The sequence below is a fragment of the Paraburkholderia dilworthii genome, from assembly GCF_000472525.1.
In the GTDB taxonomy this organism is placed as follows: Bacteria; Pseudomonadota; Gammaproteobacteria; order Burkholderiales; family Burkholderiaceae; genus Paraburkholderia; species Paraburkholderia dilworthii.
This window is the reverse complement of record NZ_AWZT01000015.1, coordinates 101,750-116,634: the sequence shown is the minus strand read 5'-3', so window position 1 is coordinate 116,634 and position 14,885 is coordinate 101,750. Positions and strand designations below refer to the sequence as shown.

Sequence of the window (14,885 nt, the reverse complement as noted above, 5' to 3'; positions counted from 1 at the left end):
ACGCATTGCGCGTCGGCGATGGGCCGAGGGTGGCGCCGTAATAAACGGTAAGCTCGCACAAGAAGCGGAAAGCGCCGGTGCCGCGCGATTCGCTATATTTCGCTACGGCGATCGAGCGCTGCGCCGTCGCCAATGTTTCCATCCATCAGGGCTCAGCCATGTCAGACACGCCCATCCAGGTGCTGCTGGTCGACGACGACGCCGATCTGCGCGACCTGCTGCGAACCTTTTTTCAGCAACGCGGCATTGAAATCTCCGTGTTGCACGACGCCAGTCATCTGGCGCGCCGGCTGGAACGCGAACGGCCGTCGATTATCGTGCTCGATCTGATGATGCCGGGCGTCGACGGACTCGGCGCGCTGCGGCAATTGCGCGCGAGCGGCGACACGATTCCGGTCATCATGCTGACGGCGCGCGCCGACGGCGTGGACCGCGTGATCGGCCTCGAACTCGGCGCCGACGATTATCTCGGCAAGCCCTTCATGCCGCAGGAATTGCTCGCGCGCATTCACGCAGTGTTGCGGCGGCACGCGCAACCGGCCGCGTCGGTCGCGGCGCCACTGGAGAAGCGCGAAGCGCTACGCTTCGGCAGCTTTCGTCTCGACTTCGCGAGCCGCACGCTGTTTCGCGGCGACGAGCCGCTCAAGCTGACCGGCAGCGAATACGCGCTGCTCGAAGTGCTCGCGCAACATCCAATGGAAACGCTGTCCCGCTCCAGACTCGTCGACCTGTTGCATGGACCGCATTCGGAGGTGACCGAGCGCGGCATCGACGTGCCGGTGTGGCGCCTGCGGCGTCTGCTTGAGGACGACCCCGCCAACCCGAGACGAATCCAGACGGTACGTGGTATCGGTTATATGTTCGTGCCCGGCAGCAGCGACGATGAAAAATCCGTTTAACACGCTGTTCGGCCAGCTTGCGTTGATGACAGTCGGCCTCATTGTGATCGTCCACCTCACCTCCCTGCTGCTCGTGGATCGTGAACGCGGCCAGATTGATACCGGACATGCGCAACGCGCGCTGCTGCTTGCGGTGCAGGCACATCGCGAGGGCACGGCTGCCGCCTCGCAAGTGTCGGCGGCGCTCGGGGTCACGCTCATTAATGCGAGCGACGCGATTCCGTATGGCTGCCCTGCGCCCTGCCGGGACACGTCCGGCCCCTTCCAGGACGCTTTGCGCGCCAGGCTGCCGCCGGGCAGCGAGGTGGTTGCCGACGCCGGAAACGGCAACGTCTGGGTGCGCTATGCGGGCAATCCGGGCTGGCTCAAGCTTGAGAACTCGATGCTGCCCGCGCGCCGCTTTCTCGGCGCGTCAGCCATGATGCTCGTGTTCGCCGTGATTCTCGCGCTGATCGGCGCATGGTATCTGCAACGGCCGCTGCATCGCCTCGCGATTGCGGCGCGCGAGTTTCGCCTTGGTCATCGGGCGCCGGTCGTGCCGGCGAGCGGTCCGCGCGAAACGAAGGAACTCATCGACAATTTCAACCAGATGGTGCATGAGCTCGCGCAGGCCGAACAGGAGCGTGCGGTGATGCTTGCGGGCGTCGCGCATGACTTGCGCGCGCCCATCACGCGAATGCAGGTGCGCGCGGACCTGCTGCCCGACGAAGCCAGTCGCAGCGGCTTTTTGCGCGACGCGGAGTCGTTGTCGCGCATCGTCACGCAGTTTCTGGATTTCGCGCGAGAAAGCGCGGACAGCTCACCGTGCACGAGCGTCGATGCGCATTGCCGCCGCCATTACGGCGACAGTCTCGCCGACGACGAGTTAATCCGTCTCGACTTGCAGGCGGGCGGCGGCTTCGGCTTGCCGCTCGTCGACCTCGACCGCATCCTGACGAACCTGATCGAGAATGCGCTGACGTATGGCGAGCCGCCGGTCGAGATTGCGACGTCGCGGCACAATGGACATTACACGCTGAGCGTTCGCGATCACGGCGGCGGCATTCCGGGCAGCCAACTGGAGCGCGCATTGCAACCGTTCGTGCGACTGGACGAAGCGCGCGGAGGCGACGCGCATTGCGGCCTCGGCCTCGCAATCGTGCGACGGCTCGTGCGATACAACGGTGGCGTTTTTCACGCGGACAATGCGGTCGATGGCGGGTTTGTGGTGTCGATGAGATTTCCGGCCTGACGCAATACAAAGGACAGCAGACTTGCCCGCCCTTTGCATCGCGCTGTGCGCCGGCTCGAATCAGCCTTGCGCGACGTGGCCAGGAAGGACGATCGCGCCATGCGGACCATCACCATGACCGCCGCCCGGACCACCATCGCCGTGACCACCGCCGCCACCCCAACCCGGAGGCGGTCCCCACCAGCAGCCGCTCAGGGTTGCGCTCAAGGCGGCCAGCGCCGCAATTGCCAACAGCTTTTTCATACCTGCTCCTTCGATGGATTTACGGTCACGCAGTGCCGCCGTTCGATGCCGCCCAGCAACGCTGCGTGTTGCGCGTAAGTTATCAATCCACGAAAAATCATGTTTTACCGAGCCGTTACAACCAGTGCGGGAAAAGCGCTACTTCGCGAAAGTGCATCAGCGTCTTAACGCGCTGTACATGCGCTGCACATGGCACTTTCAACGCCGCATGAGCCGAACTCGCGCGTTCACGCTTTGTTTGAATATGGAAGCGGATGTAAGGAGATTCGCAGCGCGCGGGCGTGCCGCGCCTGATCGTGACGCATCTCCTGGGGTGGCTCACTTTTGCGTCGCGCACACAAAACGGTGCTTCAATACAGGTGCTTTCCCAAACGACCGCTGCCGTTCCCATCTCCAGGAGCGAGATAGGGCGGCTGTGGCTAGCGTCGCAGCTTGCGCACGGTCTTCGGCATTTGCGAGGCGATGCAGCGCCACGAGCTAGCTCAAAATCAGTCTCAGAAGCCGAACCCCCCACCGTCGACGTTCAGCACTTGTCCCGTGATAAACCGCGCATCGTCCGACGCCAGGAACGCCAGTGCGCCGGTCAGATCGTCGGGCACTTCCGTGCGCGGAATAAACTGGCGCGCGCGCACCGCATCGAATGCTTCGCCGGGAAGATTGGCCGCGCTGCCCGCATGGCGCGTCAGCCCGGGCGATATCGCATTGACCGTGATGCCATGCGCGCCGAGTTCGGCCGCGAGTGCGCGCGTCAATCCGATCACCGCCATCTTGCTGCTCGCGTAGGCGGACATGCCAGGAGGCGGACCCCACACGGTGCTGGACGCGAGATTGACGATGCGTCCCCAGCGCCGCTCGATCATGCCGACGGAGAACGCCTGCGCGAGTAGAAACGGCGCGTCCGCGTTGACGGTCATGATCTGCCGCCACAACGCCGCCGTGATCGATGCTAGCGGCGCCATCGGCATGAAAGCCGCATTGTTGACCAGTACGTCGACCCGCCCGACCTGTTCGAGCACGTGCGCTGCGAATCGCTCGACGCTCGATGGATTGGCGAGGTCGCACGCTAACGTCGTCGCGCGGCCGCCAGCGGACTCGATCCGCGAAGCCAGCTCGTGGCACGGTGCACGATCGGTCAGCACGAGTTCATGCCCGCCCGTTGCGAGGCGCAGCGCGAAGGCCTCGCCGAGTCCGCCAGCCGCGCCGGTGACGACGGCCACACGGCGGTTGGAACTAATTGAAATGCTCATTCGGTAAGAACTCCTGTCGTCGGTGAGCGGTGGCCCGTCAAAGCGGCAGACGTAGCGCCTGCTGCGCTTCGATCATCACGCGCGTATGTTCTTCGCGCGAGCCCCCTTGCTGCTCCAGTTGACCCATGCGGTTAGACGCGCTGACTACGAGCCGCGCGCGGTCGTAGTGACGGCCGGCGTAGGCGGTCAGTGCGCCTTCGAGAGAGTGACGCCGCTGCAGTTCTTCTGCCAGCACAATGGCGCCTTCGACGGCGATACCCGCGCCCGACGCGAGGTGCGGCGTGGTCGCATGCACCGCGTCGCCGAGCAGCACGATACGTCCCTTGTGCCAGGGCGCCGGAATCATGTGACCGGCGAGCGGTCTATAAAGCACGCGGTGATTGCCGAGCGAGCCGTCGATGAGGCCCGCGCGGAATTCGCCGATCGCGCCGCCGAATTCTTCCAGCAAACCGGCGAGCATGTGCGGCCATTGCTCCGGTGCGAGAAAGTCCATCCCTTCCCGCTTGTCGAGCACGAACAGGTAGCACTCGGTCGCGCTGATCGGGTTCATTCCCGCCTTGGTGGTTTTGCCCATGTAGATGGTCGAGTTCTCGCGAAGGCGCGGCACCACGGCGCGCCACGATCCCTGGCCGGTGAACTTCGGGCCTTCGAATCCAGGCATCACGAGTTTGCGCACGGCTGAGTTGACGCCGTCCGCACCGATCACGAGATCGTAGCGGCCGAGGCTGCCGTCCGTGAACAGCACCTCTACTTCGTTTTCATCCTGCTCGATCTTTTCGAAGCTCACGCCTAATCTCACATTCGCGCCGGCATTCTGCGTGGCATTGCCGAGAATATCGGCGAGCACCGTGCGCATGATGCCCGCGCCCCCGGGGAGATCTTCTGCGCCGATGGCGGACGCCGTGGGGACAGTCATGCTCAGTTGACCGTTTGCGTCGCAGATATCGACGGCGGTCCATGAGCCGCCGCGGCGCAGCACCTCGTCCACCACGCCGATCTCGCGAAGGCTGCGCAGCGACGGGCCGCTGATCGTGATGCCGGCGCCGTCGGGCGCCCATTGCGGATTGACCTCGACGAGATCGACCTCGATGCCCTGCCTGCGCAGCATGATCGCAGCGCACATGCCGCCGATGCCGCCGCCGATGACGAGGACCTTGTTGACCAGTGCCATAGTTAGTTTCTCTGTGCGATGTGAGGCGGCCGCTTCAGACGACCGAGCCGCCGAGTTGAACGGCCAGCCAGTCGGCGATCCGGTTGCCGGCGTTCAGCGGATTGTCGAGCGAACTGTGTTCGACGCCGCCTTCGCGTGCCGTAAAAATGAACAGATCCTTCTTCGGACTATTCGTTAGCTGTTCGAAGCTCTGATGGGCATACTTCAACGGAATCTGCCTGTCGTTCTCGCCGTGCGTGATGAGGAACGGCACGCCAATGCGGTCGAGCACGCCGTTCAGATGCATGTGCTCAGCCTTCGCAAGAAAGTCGCCCATGTCACTTGCGCCGAACACCCACTGCACGTGTTTCCAGTAATGCGGCACCGGATTTTCGCCTTCGCGTTTCAGGCGCGCCTGCTGCACCGCGCGCCAGTCGTGGTTCGCGCCCCACACCGCGCCGCACGCAAAGCGCGGTTCGAACGCCACGGCGCGCGGACAGTAGTAGCCGCCCAACGACACGCCCAGTGCGCCGATGCGCTTGCGGTCCACTTCAGCGTGCTGTTCGAGCCAGTCGACGATCGGCGCGGCCCACGTTTCGGTGTCGTGCACGGCGGGCATGTCATGCAGCCGCAGCGCCTCGCCGGTGCCGGGCTGATCGATGAAGAGCGCCGACAATCCATGGCGCGCGAACATCGTGCCCATCACGCTTTTTTGCAGCATTTCCTTGGTCGAATCGAGGCCGTTCATCACGACGACAATCGGTGCGCGTTGTCCGGGCTCGAGTCCTTCGGCGCGCACGTATAGCGCGGCGAGATGCGCGTTGCGATAGGGAATCTCCACACGCACGCAGTTCTCGCGCGCGAGCTTGCGGCCTTGCTCGAAGAGTTCCAGCGAACGCTTGTAGATTGCGAGGCGTGCCTCGAAGCCATGCGCCTGCATGCGCTCGGCGATGCCGTAGTAAAGGCCGGCGCGGCTCAGCTTCTCGCCGGCGGAGAGTTTGTGACCGCGCGCGAGGTCTTCGTCGGCGAGCGCGATCAGATTGTCCGCGCCGCTTTTCCATGCTTCGTAGAAGGCTTGCGTGCCGGGATCGTCACCGGCGCGGGACGCTTCCAGAAGCGGCGCGCACATCGCGTCCACCTCGCCGATGTTGCCCCCGTGCGTGAGGGCGATCATCGTCGAGAGGCTCCAGACGTAGTTGGTGGGGAAGTACTGGAACATGATGTAGTGGTCTCGGGTATGAGTCGTATGAGTCGTATGAGTCTTGTCAGTCGAAGATCGAAGGCAGTTCGGCGGGAATCCACACCTTGCCGTTCTCGATCCGTGCCGGCACTCTGGTCAGGCGCTGGCCGGTACACGGGCCGGCGAAGCAATGGCCTGTGCGGATGTCGAAATGCGCCGAGTGTGCGTAACAGACGATGTGACTGCCGTCGGCAGAGAGGAAACGGTCTTGCCGGTACTCCATCGGCCGATGCTCGTGCGGACAGTCGTTGAGCCAGACGAATACTTCGTCGCCCTGGCGCACGACGCACAGCTGGTCGTCGAGGCCCTTGCGCAACAGGCCGCGCGAGCCGCCATCCGGCAGATCGCTCAGTTCGCACAGCATGCGTTCAGCGCTCATCGTTGGCTCGCGTTACTCGCCTGGCGCCCATTTGCCGCGGGCGTCGAATAAAAATATCTGCGAGTTATCCGAGCCGGGATCGCAGGCGCGCGGCGTCCACGTGTCGTCGTGCAGATCCATGTCGGCGTCGAACTCGATCGTCGCGCCGAACGGGCTGTTGAAGTACCAGAAGTAGTTGCTGCCGAGAATGTGCCGCCCAGGCCCCCAGAAACTCTTGTAGCCCTTACGGACGAAGTTCCAGCCGTGCTGCAACACTTCGTTGGCCGAACCGAGGTGGAACGTGAAGTGGTTGCAGCCGATCATGTGATCGTTCTGGCTTTTGATCATGAAGAGCGTGTGGTGATCCTGCGTGCCGCCAGGGCGCATGAACGGGCCCAGGTTATTGAAGCGGTCCGTGACGATGAAGCCGAGGCGTGCATAGAACGCTTCGGCCTTGTGCGCGTCTTCCACGAAATAGACCACGTGCGACAGCGTGCGCGGCTTGATCGCTTCGTCGGGACTGGCCGCGCAGTCGTTCGGCGCGCGGCCGGGCGGCTGTCCCGGCACGTTAAAGCCGAGATAGCGCGCTTCGTATTCGCGGCGTTGCGTGACCATGAACGCGATGCCGAAGCCCGCGTCGTCGATGCAATGCACGGTGCCGTCGGCATCCACGCTCACGTCGCGGTCGGCTTCGAGGTTGGCACGGATTGTCGCGAGCGTATCGGCGTTGTCCACGCCGTAGACGGTTTCGCGCAGGCTCGGCGTCGCGGCTTTGGGCGGCAGCGGCGGCAGGCTCGGATCGTCCGCGCGGCGCATGATGAGCCCCGTACCGTCGAGCGCGGTGAAGACGCCGCCGTTCTCCGGATCATAGTGGGCTTCGTCCAGGCCATAGTCGAGCAGATACTGGCGCGCGCCGGCCATGTCGGTAAGAGCAATCCGGGTCTGTATTTCGCGGCACCGGTGTGCAACCAGGGGTTCGGCTGCCAGAGCGCGATCCTGCAGGACAACGCCGGCATGAATCCGCCCATCTATTCGAACTGGGGGGGACGTGTGCGCTATAACATCACGCCCGCGTTGTCGGTGCAGGCAGGCGTATGGCGCTCGAACCCGGCTTTCCCGTTCACGAACGGCTGGGAATGGACCGACAGTGTGCCGGACAGTAATACGTGGCTCGCCAACATCGTTTATCGGACCACTTATCAGACCGACCCGTATCCGAAAAGCTACGAACTCCTCTTCTATCACAATACCGCGGCGCAGACCGACCCGTTCACGCTCGCGACGCACAAGGGGACATCAGGCATGTACGCGGGCGGCAGACAGGTCGTGTTTCGCCCGGATGGCGGCAGAAGTGGCGCGAGCGATCCAACCGCATTCTCGGTATTCGGCAGCCTGACGACGAGCTTCGACGCGCACGCGAGCACGGGTCTTGCGATGACCGGCATCGCGGGCGTGATGGTAGAGGCACCGTTTCGCAGCAGGCCGCATGACAGCTACGCGTTGAGCTTTAACTGGGCGACGCTCACGCCGAACGAGCAGGCCTATCTTAAGCAGCAGAACCTGGCGGCAGGCGGCACCGGCTATACAGTCGGACGTACGCAGTTTGGACTCAAGCTGGACGCCAATATTGCGGTGAGCCGAAGCATCGTTCTCAGTCCGTATGTAATGCGGACGTGGAATACAAGTACGTGGGGCAATCCTGCGTATGCGGGTACGCCGAAGAACGGCTATGTAGCGGGCATTCTCGCGAGCGTGTTCTTCGACAAGATGCTGGGGCTGACCGACCACTGATCGGCTTCCTCGACTGGCCGTGACCGGCATTGGCTGTGCGATTACGGCGAGGCAGGAGCGGGCTTGAGTGTACTCACGTGCTGCGAAGCGCCGGACAACCGTTGTGATCGGGCTGTGCCCCGACGCTCACAGCCAAGAGAGCACTTCGGTCGTTCGATGGTAGGAGTCGCCAATTGCCCGTGGCGCTGGTCGCGCGCGTGCTCGGCGTGATGAGCCTGATCGACGCGGGGTTCCTGTCGTTCCTGCTGTTCGCCTCGAACCCATTTATCCGCCTGCTGCCCCCCGCGATGGAAGGTCGAGACCTGAATCCGTTGCTGCAGGATCCCGGCATGGTGATGCATCCACCGATCCTTTACATGGGATACGTCGGCTTTTCGGTGGCCTTCGCGTTTGCGATTTCGGCGTTGTTGTCCGGTCGACTCGACACGACATGGGCGCGCTGGTCGCGTCCGTGGACGATCGCCGCGTGGATGTTCCTGACGCTTGGCATCATGCTTGGCAGCGGCTGGTCCTATTACGTGCTCGGTTGGGGCGGATGGTGGTTCTGGGATCCGGTCGAGAACGCGTCGTTCATGCCATGGCTCGCAGGCACTGCGCTGATCCATTCGCTGATCGTGACCGAGAAGCGCGGGGCATTTCGCAGCTGGACGGCACTGCTGGCAATCTGCGCGTTCTCGCTGAGTCTGCTGGGTACGTTCCTCGTGCGCTCCGGGGTCGTGACGTCAGTGCATGCGTTCGCATCCGATCCGGCGCGCGGCGTTTTCATTCTCGCATTCCTCGCGCTGGTGACGGGTGGTGCGCTCATGCTGTTCGCGTGGCGCGCGCCGAAGATCGAAAAAGGCGCCGGGTTTGAACTCGTTTCTCGCGAGGCATTGCTGCTGTCGAACAATCTTCTGTTCATGGTGGCGGCTGCATCAGTGCTGCTGGGCACCCTCTACCCGATGGTCCTCGACGCTTTGGGGCTTGAGAAGATTTCCGTTGGACCGCCGTATTTCGACAGCGTGTTCGTGCCGCTGATGACGCCCGTCGTTTTTCTCATGGGAGTTGGACCCATCGCACGATGGAAGGCGGCGCACGTGCCCGAGCTGGCTGTGCGCCTGCGTTGGGCGGCGCTCGTCAGCGTGGCGACCGCAATCGTGCTGCCGCTGCTGCTCGGAAGCTGGCGACCGCTTGTGAGCCTAGGGCTCCTGCTCGCCGCGTGGAGTTTCACGACTGTTGCAACGAGCATGCGCGATCGGCTGCGTGGCCAGCAAGGTCCAATGGTCGCCCGGTTGAGACATTTGCCCCGCTCGACGTATGGCATGTGGTTCGCGCATGCCGGAATCGGCGTGTTCATTGTTGGCGTCACGCTGGTCAAGGGTTACCAGACCGAGCAGGACCTGATGATGCGATACGGCGAAAGCGTCGCCATTGGCGGCTATGTGTTCCGTCTTGACAGCGTGCGCGATATCGACGGACCGAACTATCAGGCGAAGCGCGCGACGGTCAGCGTCAGCGAGGATGGCCGCCCGGTAGCGGCGCTGCACCCTGAGAAGCGTCTTTTCCTCGTGCAGAACATGCCGATGACGGAAGCAGCCATCGATCACGGCATGCTGCGAGACCTGTACGTCGCGATGGATCAACCGGTCGGCGGCCATGCGTGGACGATGCGCATTCAGATCAAGCCTTTCGTCCGCCGGATTTGGGGGGGCTGCATGCTGATGGCGCTCGGTGGCCTGCTCGCGGCCACCGACCGCCGGTACCGTCTGGTTGCCGGGCGGCGGACCAGAAAGGAAAAGCAGCCGGCAGACCATCCACAACCAGCGCTTCTATCCGCAGTCACGGGCGCTCTGGATACGGCACGTAACGCGAATGGCACCGTCGGCGAGGCCGAACGATGAAGCGCTTTCTGGTTCCCCTCGCTGTTCTTGCAGGCCTGCTGGCGGTATTGGCTGCCGGGCTGCGGCACGATCCGCGAACGCTGCCGTCCGCGTTGCTCGGCAAGCCTGCTCCGGATTTCAATCTTCCGCGCCTCGATGCGTCGGCTGAACCCATGTCCTCGCGCGCGATGCGCGGTCAGGTCTGGATTCTGAACGTATGGGCGTCCTGGTGCGAGCCGTGCCGCGACGAACAGCCCGTGCTCGCCGATTTCGCGGCGCGCCGCATCGCGCCCGTTTTGGGGTTGAACTACAAGGACGATCGCCAGAACGCGATTCGTTGGCTCAGGGAAGCGGGCGATCCGTACACGGCATCGATTGTCGACCGCAAGGGAGAGACAGCCATCGACTACGGCGTCTATGGCGTTCCGGAAACGTTCGTGATCGACCGGTCGGGGATCGTGCGTTATCGGTTGGCGGGTCCGCTCACACACGCATTGGTCGACACGGTCATCGTTCCGCTCGTCGGGCAGCTGCAACGCGAGGCGGACCATGACTAGCGGACTTTATCTGCTGGTGGGTAAGCTTGCAGCCGCGCTGATGCTCGCTGTGTCGATGACATGTGCAATGGCACAGCCCGCCGACGATGCACTGTACAACGCCCGTGTGCGGCATCTGGCCGACAGCTTCCGGTGTCTGGTTTGCCAGAACCAAAGCCTCGCGGATTCGAACGCCGAGCTGGCTGCGGATCTGCGCAACCAGATCCGCGACCAGATCAGCAAAGGCGCGAGTGATGAGCAGATTCAGGCTTATATGGTGCACCGTTATGGAGACTTCGTGCTCTACCGGCCACCCGTCAAGGCCGTCACGTGGGCGCTCTGGTTCGGACCGTTCATTACGCTTGTTGCAGGGGCGGCCGCGCTGGCTCTCAGCATCCGGCACGCGCGAAACGTACGTCCCCGCATACTCAGTCCGGATGAGCGCCGGCATGCCAACGCGCTGCTCGTCGACCGGAAAGAGGACACAGGGCGATGATGACCTTCTGGCTGATCGCCGCAGCGATGATTGCGATTTGCGTGGCATCGGTAATCTTGCCGCTGCTATGCGGCGGCGCGCTATTGCGAGAGGATCACGGCCTGGCGGTGGCGATCTATCGGGCGGAAATCGACGAGCTGGAGCGTGAGGTCGCGGACCAGCAGTTGTCCGCAGATCGTCACGACGATGCCCGCGTCGAACTCGAACGCCGCCTCGTGGGCGAAACGGGTAGCAGCGCCTCTGATGCCACGGCGGCCAGGCTCAGCGGCGTTCTGAAGCGATCTGGAACGGCTGCGGTGGTGCTGGCGTTGCTGCCGTCAGCTGCCGTGGTGCTGTACATACGGATTGGCGATCCCGTCGCCGTCGCCGTCGAACGTGGCGCATCAGGGCAGGCGGATGCACACGTCGCCATGCAAGGCTCGCTCGAGTTTGTCGTCAGCAGACTGGCGGTGCGCCTTCGGCAACAACCCGAAGATGCCGAAGGGTGGAGCATGCTCGCGCGTTCCTATGTCGTTCTGGATCGTGCCGACGATGCCGTGACCGCATATCGCCGTGCATTGGCGTTAAAGCCGCGCGACGCCGATCTGCTTGCCGACTACGCCGATGCATTAGCAACGACCCACGATGGCGATCTGAACGGCGCAGCGTTGCAAAGCATTGACGCCGCGCTCGCAGCGGATCCCGTTCATCCGAAAGCGCTGGCATTGGCGGCGTCCGCGGCGCACGAGAGGCAGGACAGCGCGCTTGCGATCCAGTACTGGGAGCGTCTGGAAGATGTAGCGGAACCCGGCTCGGAGATGGCCGCTCAGGCGCGGGAGAATATCGGCGCCGAGAAAATGGCGGCGAATCCGGCGAATCTCTCGTCCCTGGGCAATGCATCGAAGAACGGACTGGGTCAGCAGGCACCTCGCGCTGCCGGAACGGCGACCGTACTTGAAGTGCACGTACAGCTGAGTCCGGCCCTGTCGGCGCGCACGCGTCCGGATGAACAGGTGTACATCTACGCGCTGGCAGCAAATGGCTCGCGCGTGCCTTTGGCCGTGAAACGCATCCGGGCGGATCAGTTGCCGTCAAAGGTGCGGCTGGACGATTCAATGGCGATGACACCCAACAGCCGTCTTTCTGACCTAAACAGGGTAATCGTTGAGGCCCATGTATCGCAGGCCGGCAATGCACAACCAATGAGGGGCGATCTTATGGGGAAGAGCGCACCGGTTGCAACAGGGCACGCGGTCGTCGACGTTACGATCAACGATGTCGTCCGTTGACGAGCCCAATGCCAACCGTTCTCGCTCCCGGCTCGCAACTACGGACCCTCGCAATTTGGCATCGTGACTAAGACACCGCACCCGCCATTTTTGGGAACAGATCCGCCATCGAGCATCGTGCCCCCGGGGCGCAGGCCATGTGCCACCACACGCCCAGGCGCTCGAGCAATGCCGGCGAGAGTAACGGATCGCGTCCTACGAATCCCTCCCGCAAAACGCTCTTCACAGTCCGACAGTCAGCTTCTGTCCAAACGTGAGACCTTCATTGGACGTAGTCGAACGTCAGAAACGGGTCGACAAGACTCATTCGCCAATAACGAATGCTGACATTCGCCGGTACCGGGTCGCGAATGTCGGCTAAGCGATCTCGACCTGCCGCACGTTCTTCGGCGGCCACCGTCCGCAATGGCCGACGAGCGACCAAGGGCCCGGACACCCGATCGTATCTCGGGACTCGAACACTCAACTCAGTTTGAAGCTGGAAAACTCCCCTCCACAAACTCCCGCAGCTGCGTGAGGTCGGTGCGCGCATACGCGGCCGCGGTTTGCCCCGACGCGTGCCCCAGAAGCGTCTGCGCGACGGGCAGCGGTACCGCGTGGTCGACCGCCAGCGTGCGCGCATAGCCGTGCCGTAACCAGTGTGTCGACGCCGCGTCACCGCGCGGGGGTCCGCTGCACCGCCGCCTGCAGCACCGCCTTCACCTCGTCATAGAGGCCGCTGTGGCCGAGCGTCGCGCTTCTCGCTGTGAATGAGCGGCACGGATTCGAATGGCGCCGGTTCAGCCGGCAGGCCCCGTAAAACGCGATAGTCACGGAGCACCGGCGCACAGCGCGACGGCAGCGGGATCGCCCTGAGCTTGCCACCTTTGCCCCGTACGTGCAGGGTCCAGGCGCGGCGGGCAGGGCGCGATGCGCGGGTTGCTGTGCCGGCCGCTATATCGGCACCTTTGTTGGTGTCTTCGTCGACGCTGAGGTGCGGCAGCCCCTGTTCCACCGACCATTCGAGTTCGGCGAGTCGCACCCCGGCAAGACGGTACAGCGACCAGATCGCGCAGCGGCGTGCCCACACGAGCGGCGACACTCCGGGCGGCCGTTCGCCGGCCATCACCGCATCGCACAGTATCGGGCGCCGGGCCGGGAGGATCCGTGCCCGTGTCCACGTCATGCGCGCGGCGCCGTCGCCCGACAGTTCGACGGCGGGGCTTGACCACCAGATAGCCGGTCTTCTGCCAGTAGCGGAACAGGCTCCAGATGACCGCGAGCGCCCCCCAGCAGCTAGCGTCGCTCGCAACGCATGAACGGCTGGTGCGCCGCCGGACGTGACCGCGCGTGTGGCGAGCGCTGCGCGCGGTCCTGAGCCCAGTCTTCATTAGAGCGATCTGGCGTTTATGGCCAGCGCTACCGCTACAAATTGCGGGTGCATGCAGGGTTGAGATGCCCCCGTTAAACGTTTCCCCCGCGAAAACCCTGGCGCTGATCTCCTTGAAGCCTCCGTGCTAGCTGGTATGATGACATCATGACGGCATAAGTGATGAGAAGAAGGCAGATCCGACCGTCGGCTGGTTCAGGCAGTACAAAGGCGTTTAACCAGAAAGAGACAGGAGACGAACGATGAAAGCATCGAAGCGGTGGCTCGCGCTCGCGTTGACCACACTGACGGTCGCGGGCGCATGCGGAGCCGCGCACGCGGCCAGTCTGATCGCCATCATTACCCCCTCGCACGACAACCCCTTCTTCAAGGCCGAAGCCGACACGGCCAACTCGCGCGCCAAGGCGCTCGGCTACGAGACGATCGTCCTGGTTCACGACGACGACGCCAACAAGCAATCCAATCTGGTCGATACCGCTATCGCTCGCGGCGCGAAGGCGATCATTCTTGACAATGCCGGCTCGGAAGCTTCCATCTCCGCCGTAAAGAAAGCGAAAACGGCGGGCATTCCGTCGTTTCTGATCGACCGCGAGATCAACGCGACAGGCATCGCGGTGTCGCAGATCGTGTCGAACAACTATCAGGGCGCGCAGCTCGGCGGCCGCGCTTTCGTCAAGGCGCTGAGTGAGAAGGGCAATTACGTCGAACTCGTCGGGCGCGAGGCGGACATCAATGCCGGCATTCGTTCCAAGGGCTATCACGACGTGATCGACCAGTTTCCGAACATGAAGCTCGTCGAGCGCCAATCGGCGAACTGGAGTCAGACGGAAGCCTACCGCGTGATGGAAACCATTCTGCAAAGCCACCCGGACATCAAGGGTGTCATTGCAGGCAACGACACGATGGCGATGGGAGCATCGGCGGCGCTCAAGGCGGCCAAACGTCCTGACGTGATCGTCGTCGGCTTCGACGGCAGCAACGACGTTCGCGATGCGATCACCCGCAACGAAATCCGCGCGACGGTGCTGCAACCGGCAGCACAAGCCGCGACCGAGGCCGTCGAACAGGCCGACAAGTATCTGAAAACCGGCTCGACCGGCAAGCCGGAAAAGCAGTTGATCAACTGCTCGCTCATCACCAAGGCCAACGCGGCGAAGCTCGACATGTTCGCGCTGCGTTGAGTCCTGCTCAGCTCACC

Annotated in this window: 15 protein-coding genes; 8 read left to right on the top strand and 7 right to left on the bottom strand. The window is 63.4% G+C overall.

What is annotated here, in order from left to right:
* The first annotated feature begins 158 nt into the window (after nucleotides 1–158).
* Nucleotides 159–899, top strand: a complete 741-nt coding sequence (locus F759_RS0115620) for a response regulator (RefSeq protein ID WP_027800677.1) — start codon at nucleotides 159–161, stop codon at nucleotides 897–899.
* Nucleotides 883–2,130, top strand: coding sequence for an ATP-binding protein (locus tag F759_RS0115615; protein WP_027800676.1), 1,248 nt, complete (start codon nucleotides 883–885; stop codon nucleotides 2,128–2,130). Before F759_RS0115620 ends, F759_RS0115615 begins: the two co-directional genes overlap by 17 nt.
* Nucleotides 2,131–2,190: 60 nt before the next feature.
* On the opposite strand, the gene F759_RS0115610 is transcribed toward F759_RS0115615, so the two are convergent.
* The 6 genes from F759_RS0115610 to F759_RS0115585 form a co-directional block, all read right to left on the bottom strand.
* A complete protein-coding gene (locus F759_RS0115610) occupies nucleotides 2,191–2,373 on the bottom strand; it encodes a hypothetical protein (protein ID WP_027800675.1) in 183 nt (60 codons plus the stop codon).
* A 494-nt stretch (nucleotides 2,374–2,867) separates the two neighbouring features.
* Nucleotides 2,868–3,620, bottom strand: a complete 753-nt coding sequence (locus F759_RS0115605) for an SDR family NAD(P)-dependent oxidoreductase (protein WP_027800674.1) — start codon at nucleotides 3,618–3,620, stop codon at nucleotides 2,868–2,870.
* Nucleotides 3,621–3,657: 37 nt separating this feature from the next.
* Nucleotides 3,658–4,791, bottom strand: coding sequence for an FAD-dependent oxidoreductase (locus tag F759_RS0115600; RefSeq protein WP_027800673.1), 1,134 nt, complete (start codon nucleotides 4,789–4,791; stop codon nucleotides 3,658–3,660).
* A 34-nt stretch (nucleotides 4,792–4,825) separates the two neighbouring features.
* Nucleotides 4,826–5,989: an alpha/beta hydrolase family protein gene (locus F759_RS0115595; RefSeq protein WP_027800672.1), complete on the bottom strand. Its 1,164-nt coding sequence runs from the start codon at nucleotides 5,987–5,989 to the stop codon at nucleotides 4,826–4,828.
* A gap of 46 nt (nucleotides 5,990–6,035) precedes the next feature.
* Nucleotides 6,036–6,389, bottom strand: a complete 354-nt coding sequence (locus tag F759_RS0115590) for a Rieske (2Fe-2S) protein (protein WP_027800671.1) — start codon at nucleotides 6,387–6,389, stop codon at nucleotides 6,036–6,038.
* 12 nt (nucleotides 6,390–6,401) lie between these two features.
* Entirely contained in the window at nucleotides 6,402–7,289 is an 888-nt protein-coding gene (locus tag F759_RS0115585) for a VOC family protein (RefSeq protein ID WP_051377299.1), read from the bottom strand.
* On the opposite strand from F759_RS0115585, the gene F759_RS37850 reads away from it, so the two are divergent.
* From F759_RS37850 to ccmI, 5 genes are all read left to right on the top strand, one after another.
* Entirely contained in the window at nucleotides 7,239–8,159 is a 921-nt protein-coding gene (locus tag F759_RS37850) for a carbohydrate porin (protein ID WP_274533478.1), read from the top strand. The genes F759_RS0115585 and F759_RS37850 overlap by 51 nt on opposite strands.
* Nucleotides 8,160–8,368: 209 nt before the next feature.
* Nucleotides 8,369–10,039 (top strand): heme lyase CcmF/NrfE family subunit, encoded by a 1,671-nt coding sequence (locus F759_RS37845; RefSeq protein WP_244438839.1) that lies wholly within the window; start codon nucleotides 8,369–8,371, stop codon nucleotides 10,037–10,039.
* Nucleotides 10,036–10,575, top strand: coding sequence for a DsbE family thiol:disulfide interchange protein (locus F759_RS0115570; RefSeq protein ID WP_027800670.1), 540 nt, complete (start codon nucleotides 10,036–10,038; stop codon nucleotides 10,573–10,575). Before F759_RS37845 ends, F759_RS0115570 begins: the two co-directional genes overlap by 4 nt.
* On the top strand, nucleotides 10,568–11,050 hold the full coding sequence (locus F759_RS0115565) for a cytochrome c-type biogenesis protein (RefSeq protein WP_051377295.1): 483 nt from the start codon (nucleotides 10,568–10,570) through the stop codon (nucleotides 11,048–11,050). Before F759_RS0115570 ends, F759_RS0115565 begins: the two co-directional genes overlap by 8 nt.
* Nucleotides 11,047–12,318, top strand: a complete 1,272-nt coding sequence (gene ccmI / locus F759_RS0115560; RefSeq protein WP_027800668.1) for a c-type cytochrome biogenesis protein CcmI — start codon at nucleotides 11,047–11,049, stop codon at nucleotides 12,316–12,318. The genes F759_RS0115565 and ccmI overlap by 4 nt, the downstream gene beginning before the upstream one ends.
* Nucleotides 12,319–13,024: 706 nt before the next feature.
* Here the strand turns inward: ccmI and F759_RS40140 are convergent.
* A complete protein-coding gene (locus F759_RS40140; RefSeq protein ID WP_152530643.1) occupies nucleotides 13,025–13,483 on the bottom strand; it encodes a hypothetical protein in 459 nt (152 codons plus the stop codon).
* Nucleotides 13,484–13,929: 446 nt separating this feature from the next.
* Between F759_RS40140 and F759_RS0115550 the strand changes: the two genes are divergently transcribed.
* A complete protein-coding gene (locus F759_RS0115550) occupies nucleotides 13,930–14,868 on the top strand; it encodes a D-ribose ABC transporter substrate-binding protein (RefSeq protein ID WP_027800666.1) in 939 nt (312 codons plus the stop codon).
* Nucleotides 14,869–14,885: the final 17 nt, after the last annotated feature.

Coding starts and splice junctions, on each gene's coding strand:
- F759_RS0115550 (WP_027800666.1), top strand. CDS start 13,930: ATGAAAGCATCGAAGCGGTGGCTCGCGCTCGCGTTGACCACACTGACG.
- F759_RS0115615 (WP_027800676.1), top strand. CDS start 883: ATGAAAAATCCGTTTAACACGCTGTTCGGCCAGCTTGCGTTGATGACA.
- ccmI (WP_027800668.1), top strand. CDS start 11,047: ATGATGACCTTCTGGCTGATCGCCGCAGCGATGATTGCGATTTGCGTG.
- F759_RS0115610 (WP_027800675.1), bottom strand. CDS start 2,373: ATGAAAAAGCTGTTGGCAATTGCGGCGCTGGCCGCCTTGAGCGCAACC.
- F759_RS0115605 (WP_027800674.1), bottom strand. CDS start 3,620: ATGAGCATTTCAATTAGTTCCAACCGCCGTGTGGCCGTCGTCACCGGC.
- F759_RS0115600 (WP_027800673.1), bottom strand. CDS start 4,791: ATGGCACTGGTCAACAAGGTCCTCGTCATCGGCGGCGGCATCGGCGGC.
- F759_RS40140 (WP_152530643.1), bottom strand. CDS start 13,483: ATGACGTGGACACGGGCACGGATCCTCCCGGCCCGGCGCCCGATACTG.
- F759_RS0115585 (WP_051377299.1), bottom strand. CDS start 7,289: ATGGCCGGCGCGCGCCAGTATCTGCTCGACTATGGCCTGGACGAAGCC.
- F759_RS0115595 (WP_027800672.1), bottom strand. CDS start 5,989: ATGTTCCAGTACTTCCCCACCAACTACGTCTGGAGCCTCTCGACGATG.
- F759_RS0115565 (WP_051377295.1), top strand. CDS start 10,568: ATGACTAGCGGACTTTATCTGCTGGTGGGTAAGCTTGCAGCCGCGCTG.
- F759_RS0115620 (WP_027800677.1), top strand. CDS start 159: ATGTCAGACACGCCCATCCAGGTGCTGCTGGTCGACGACGACGCCGAT.
- F759_RS37845 (WP_244438839.1), top strand. CDS start 8,369: ATGAGCCTGATCGACGCGGGGTTCCTGTCGTTCCTGCTGTTCGCCTCG.
- F759_RS0115570 (WP_027800670.1), top strand. CDS start 10,036: ATGAAGCGCTTTCTGGTTCCCCTCGCTGTTCTTGCAGGCCTGCTGGCG.
- F759_RS0115590 (WP_027800671.1), bottom strand. CDS start 6,389: ATGAGCGCTGAACGCATGCTGTGCGAACTGAGCGATCTGCCGGATGGC.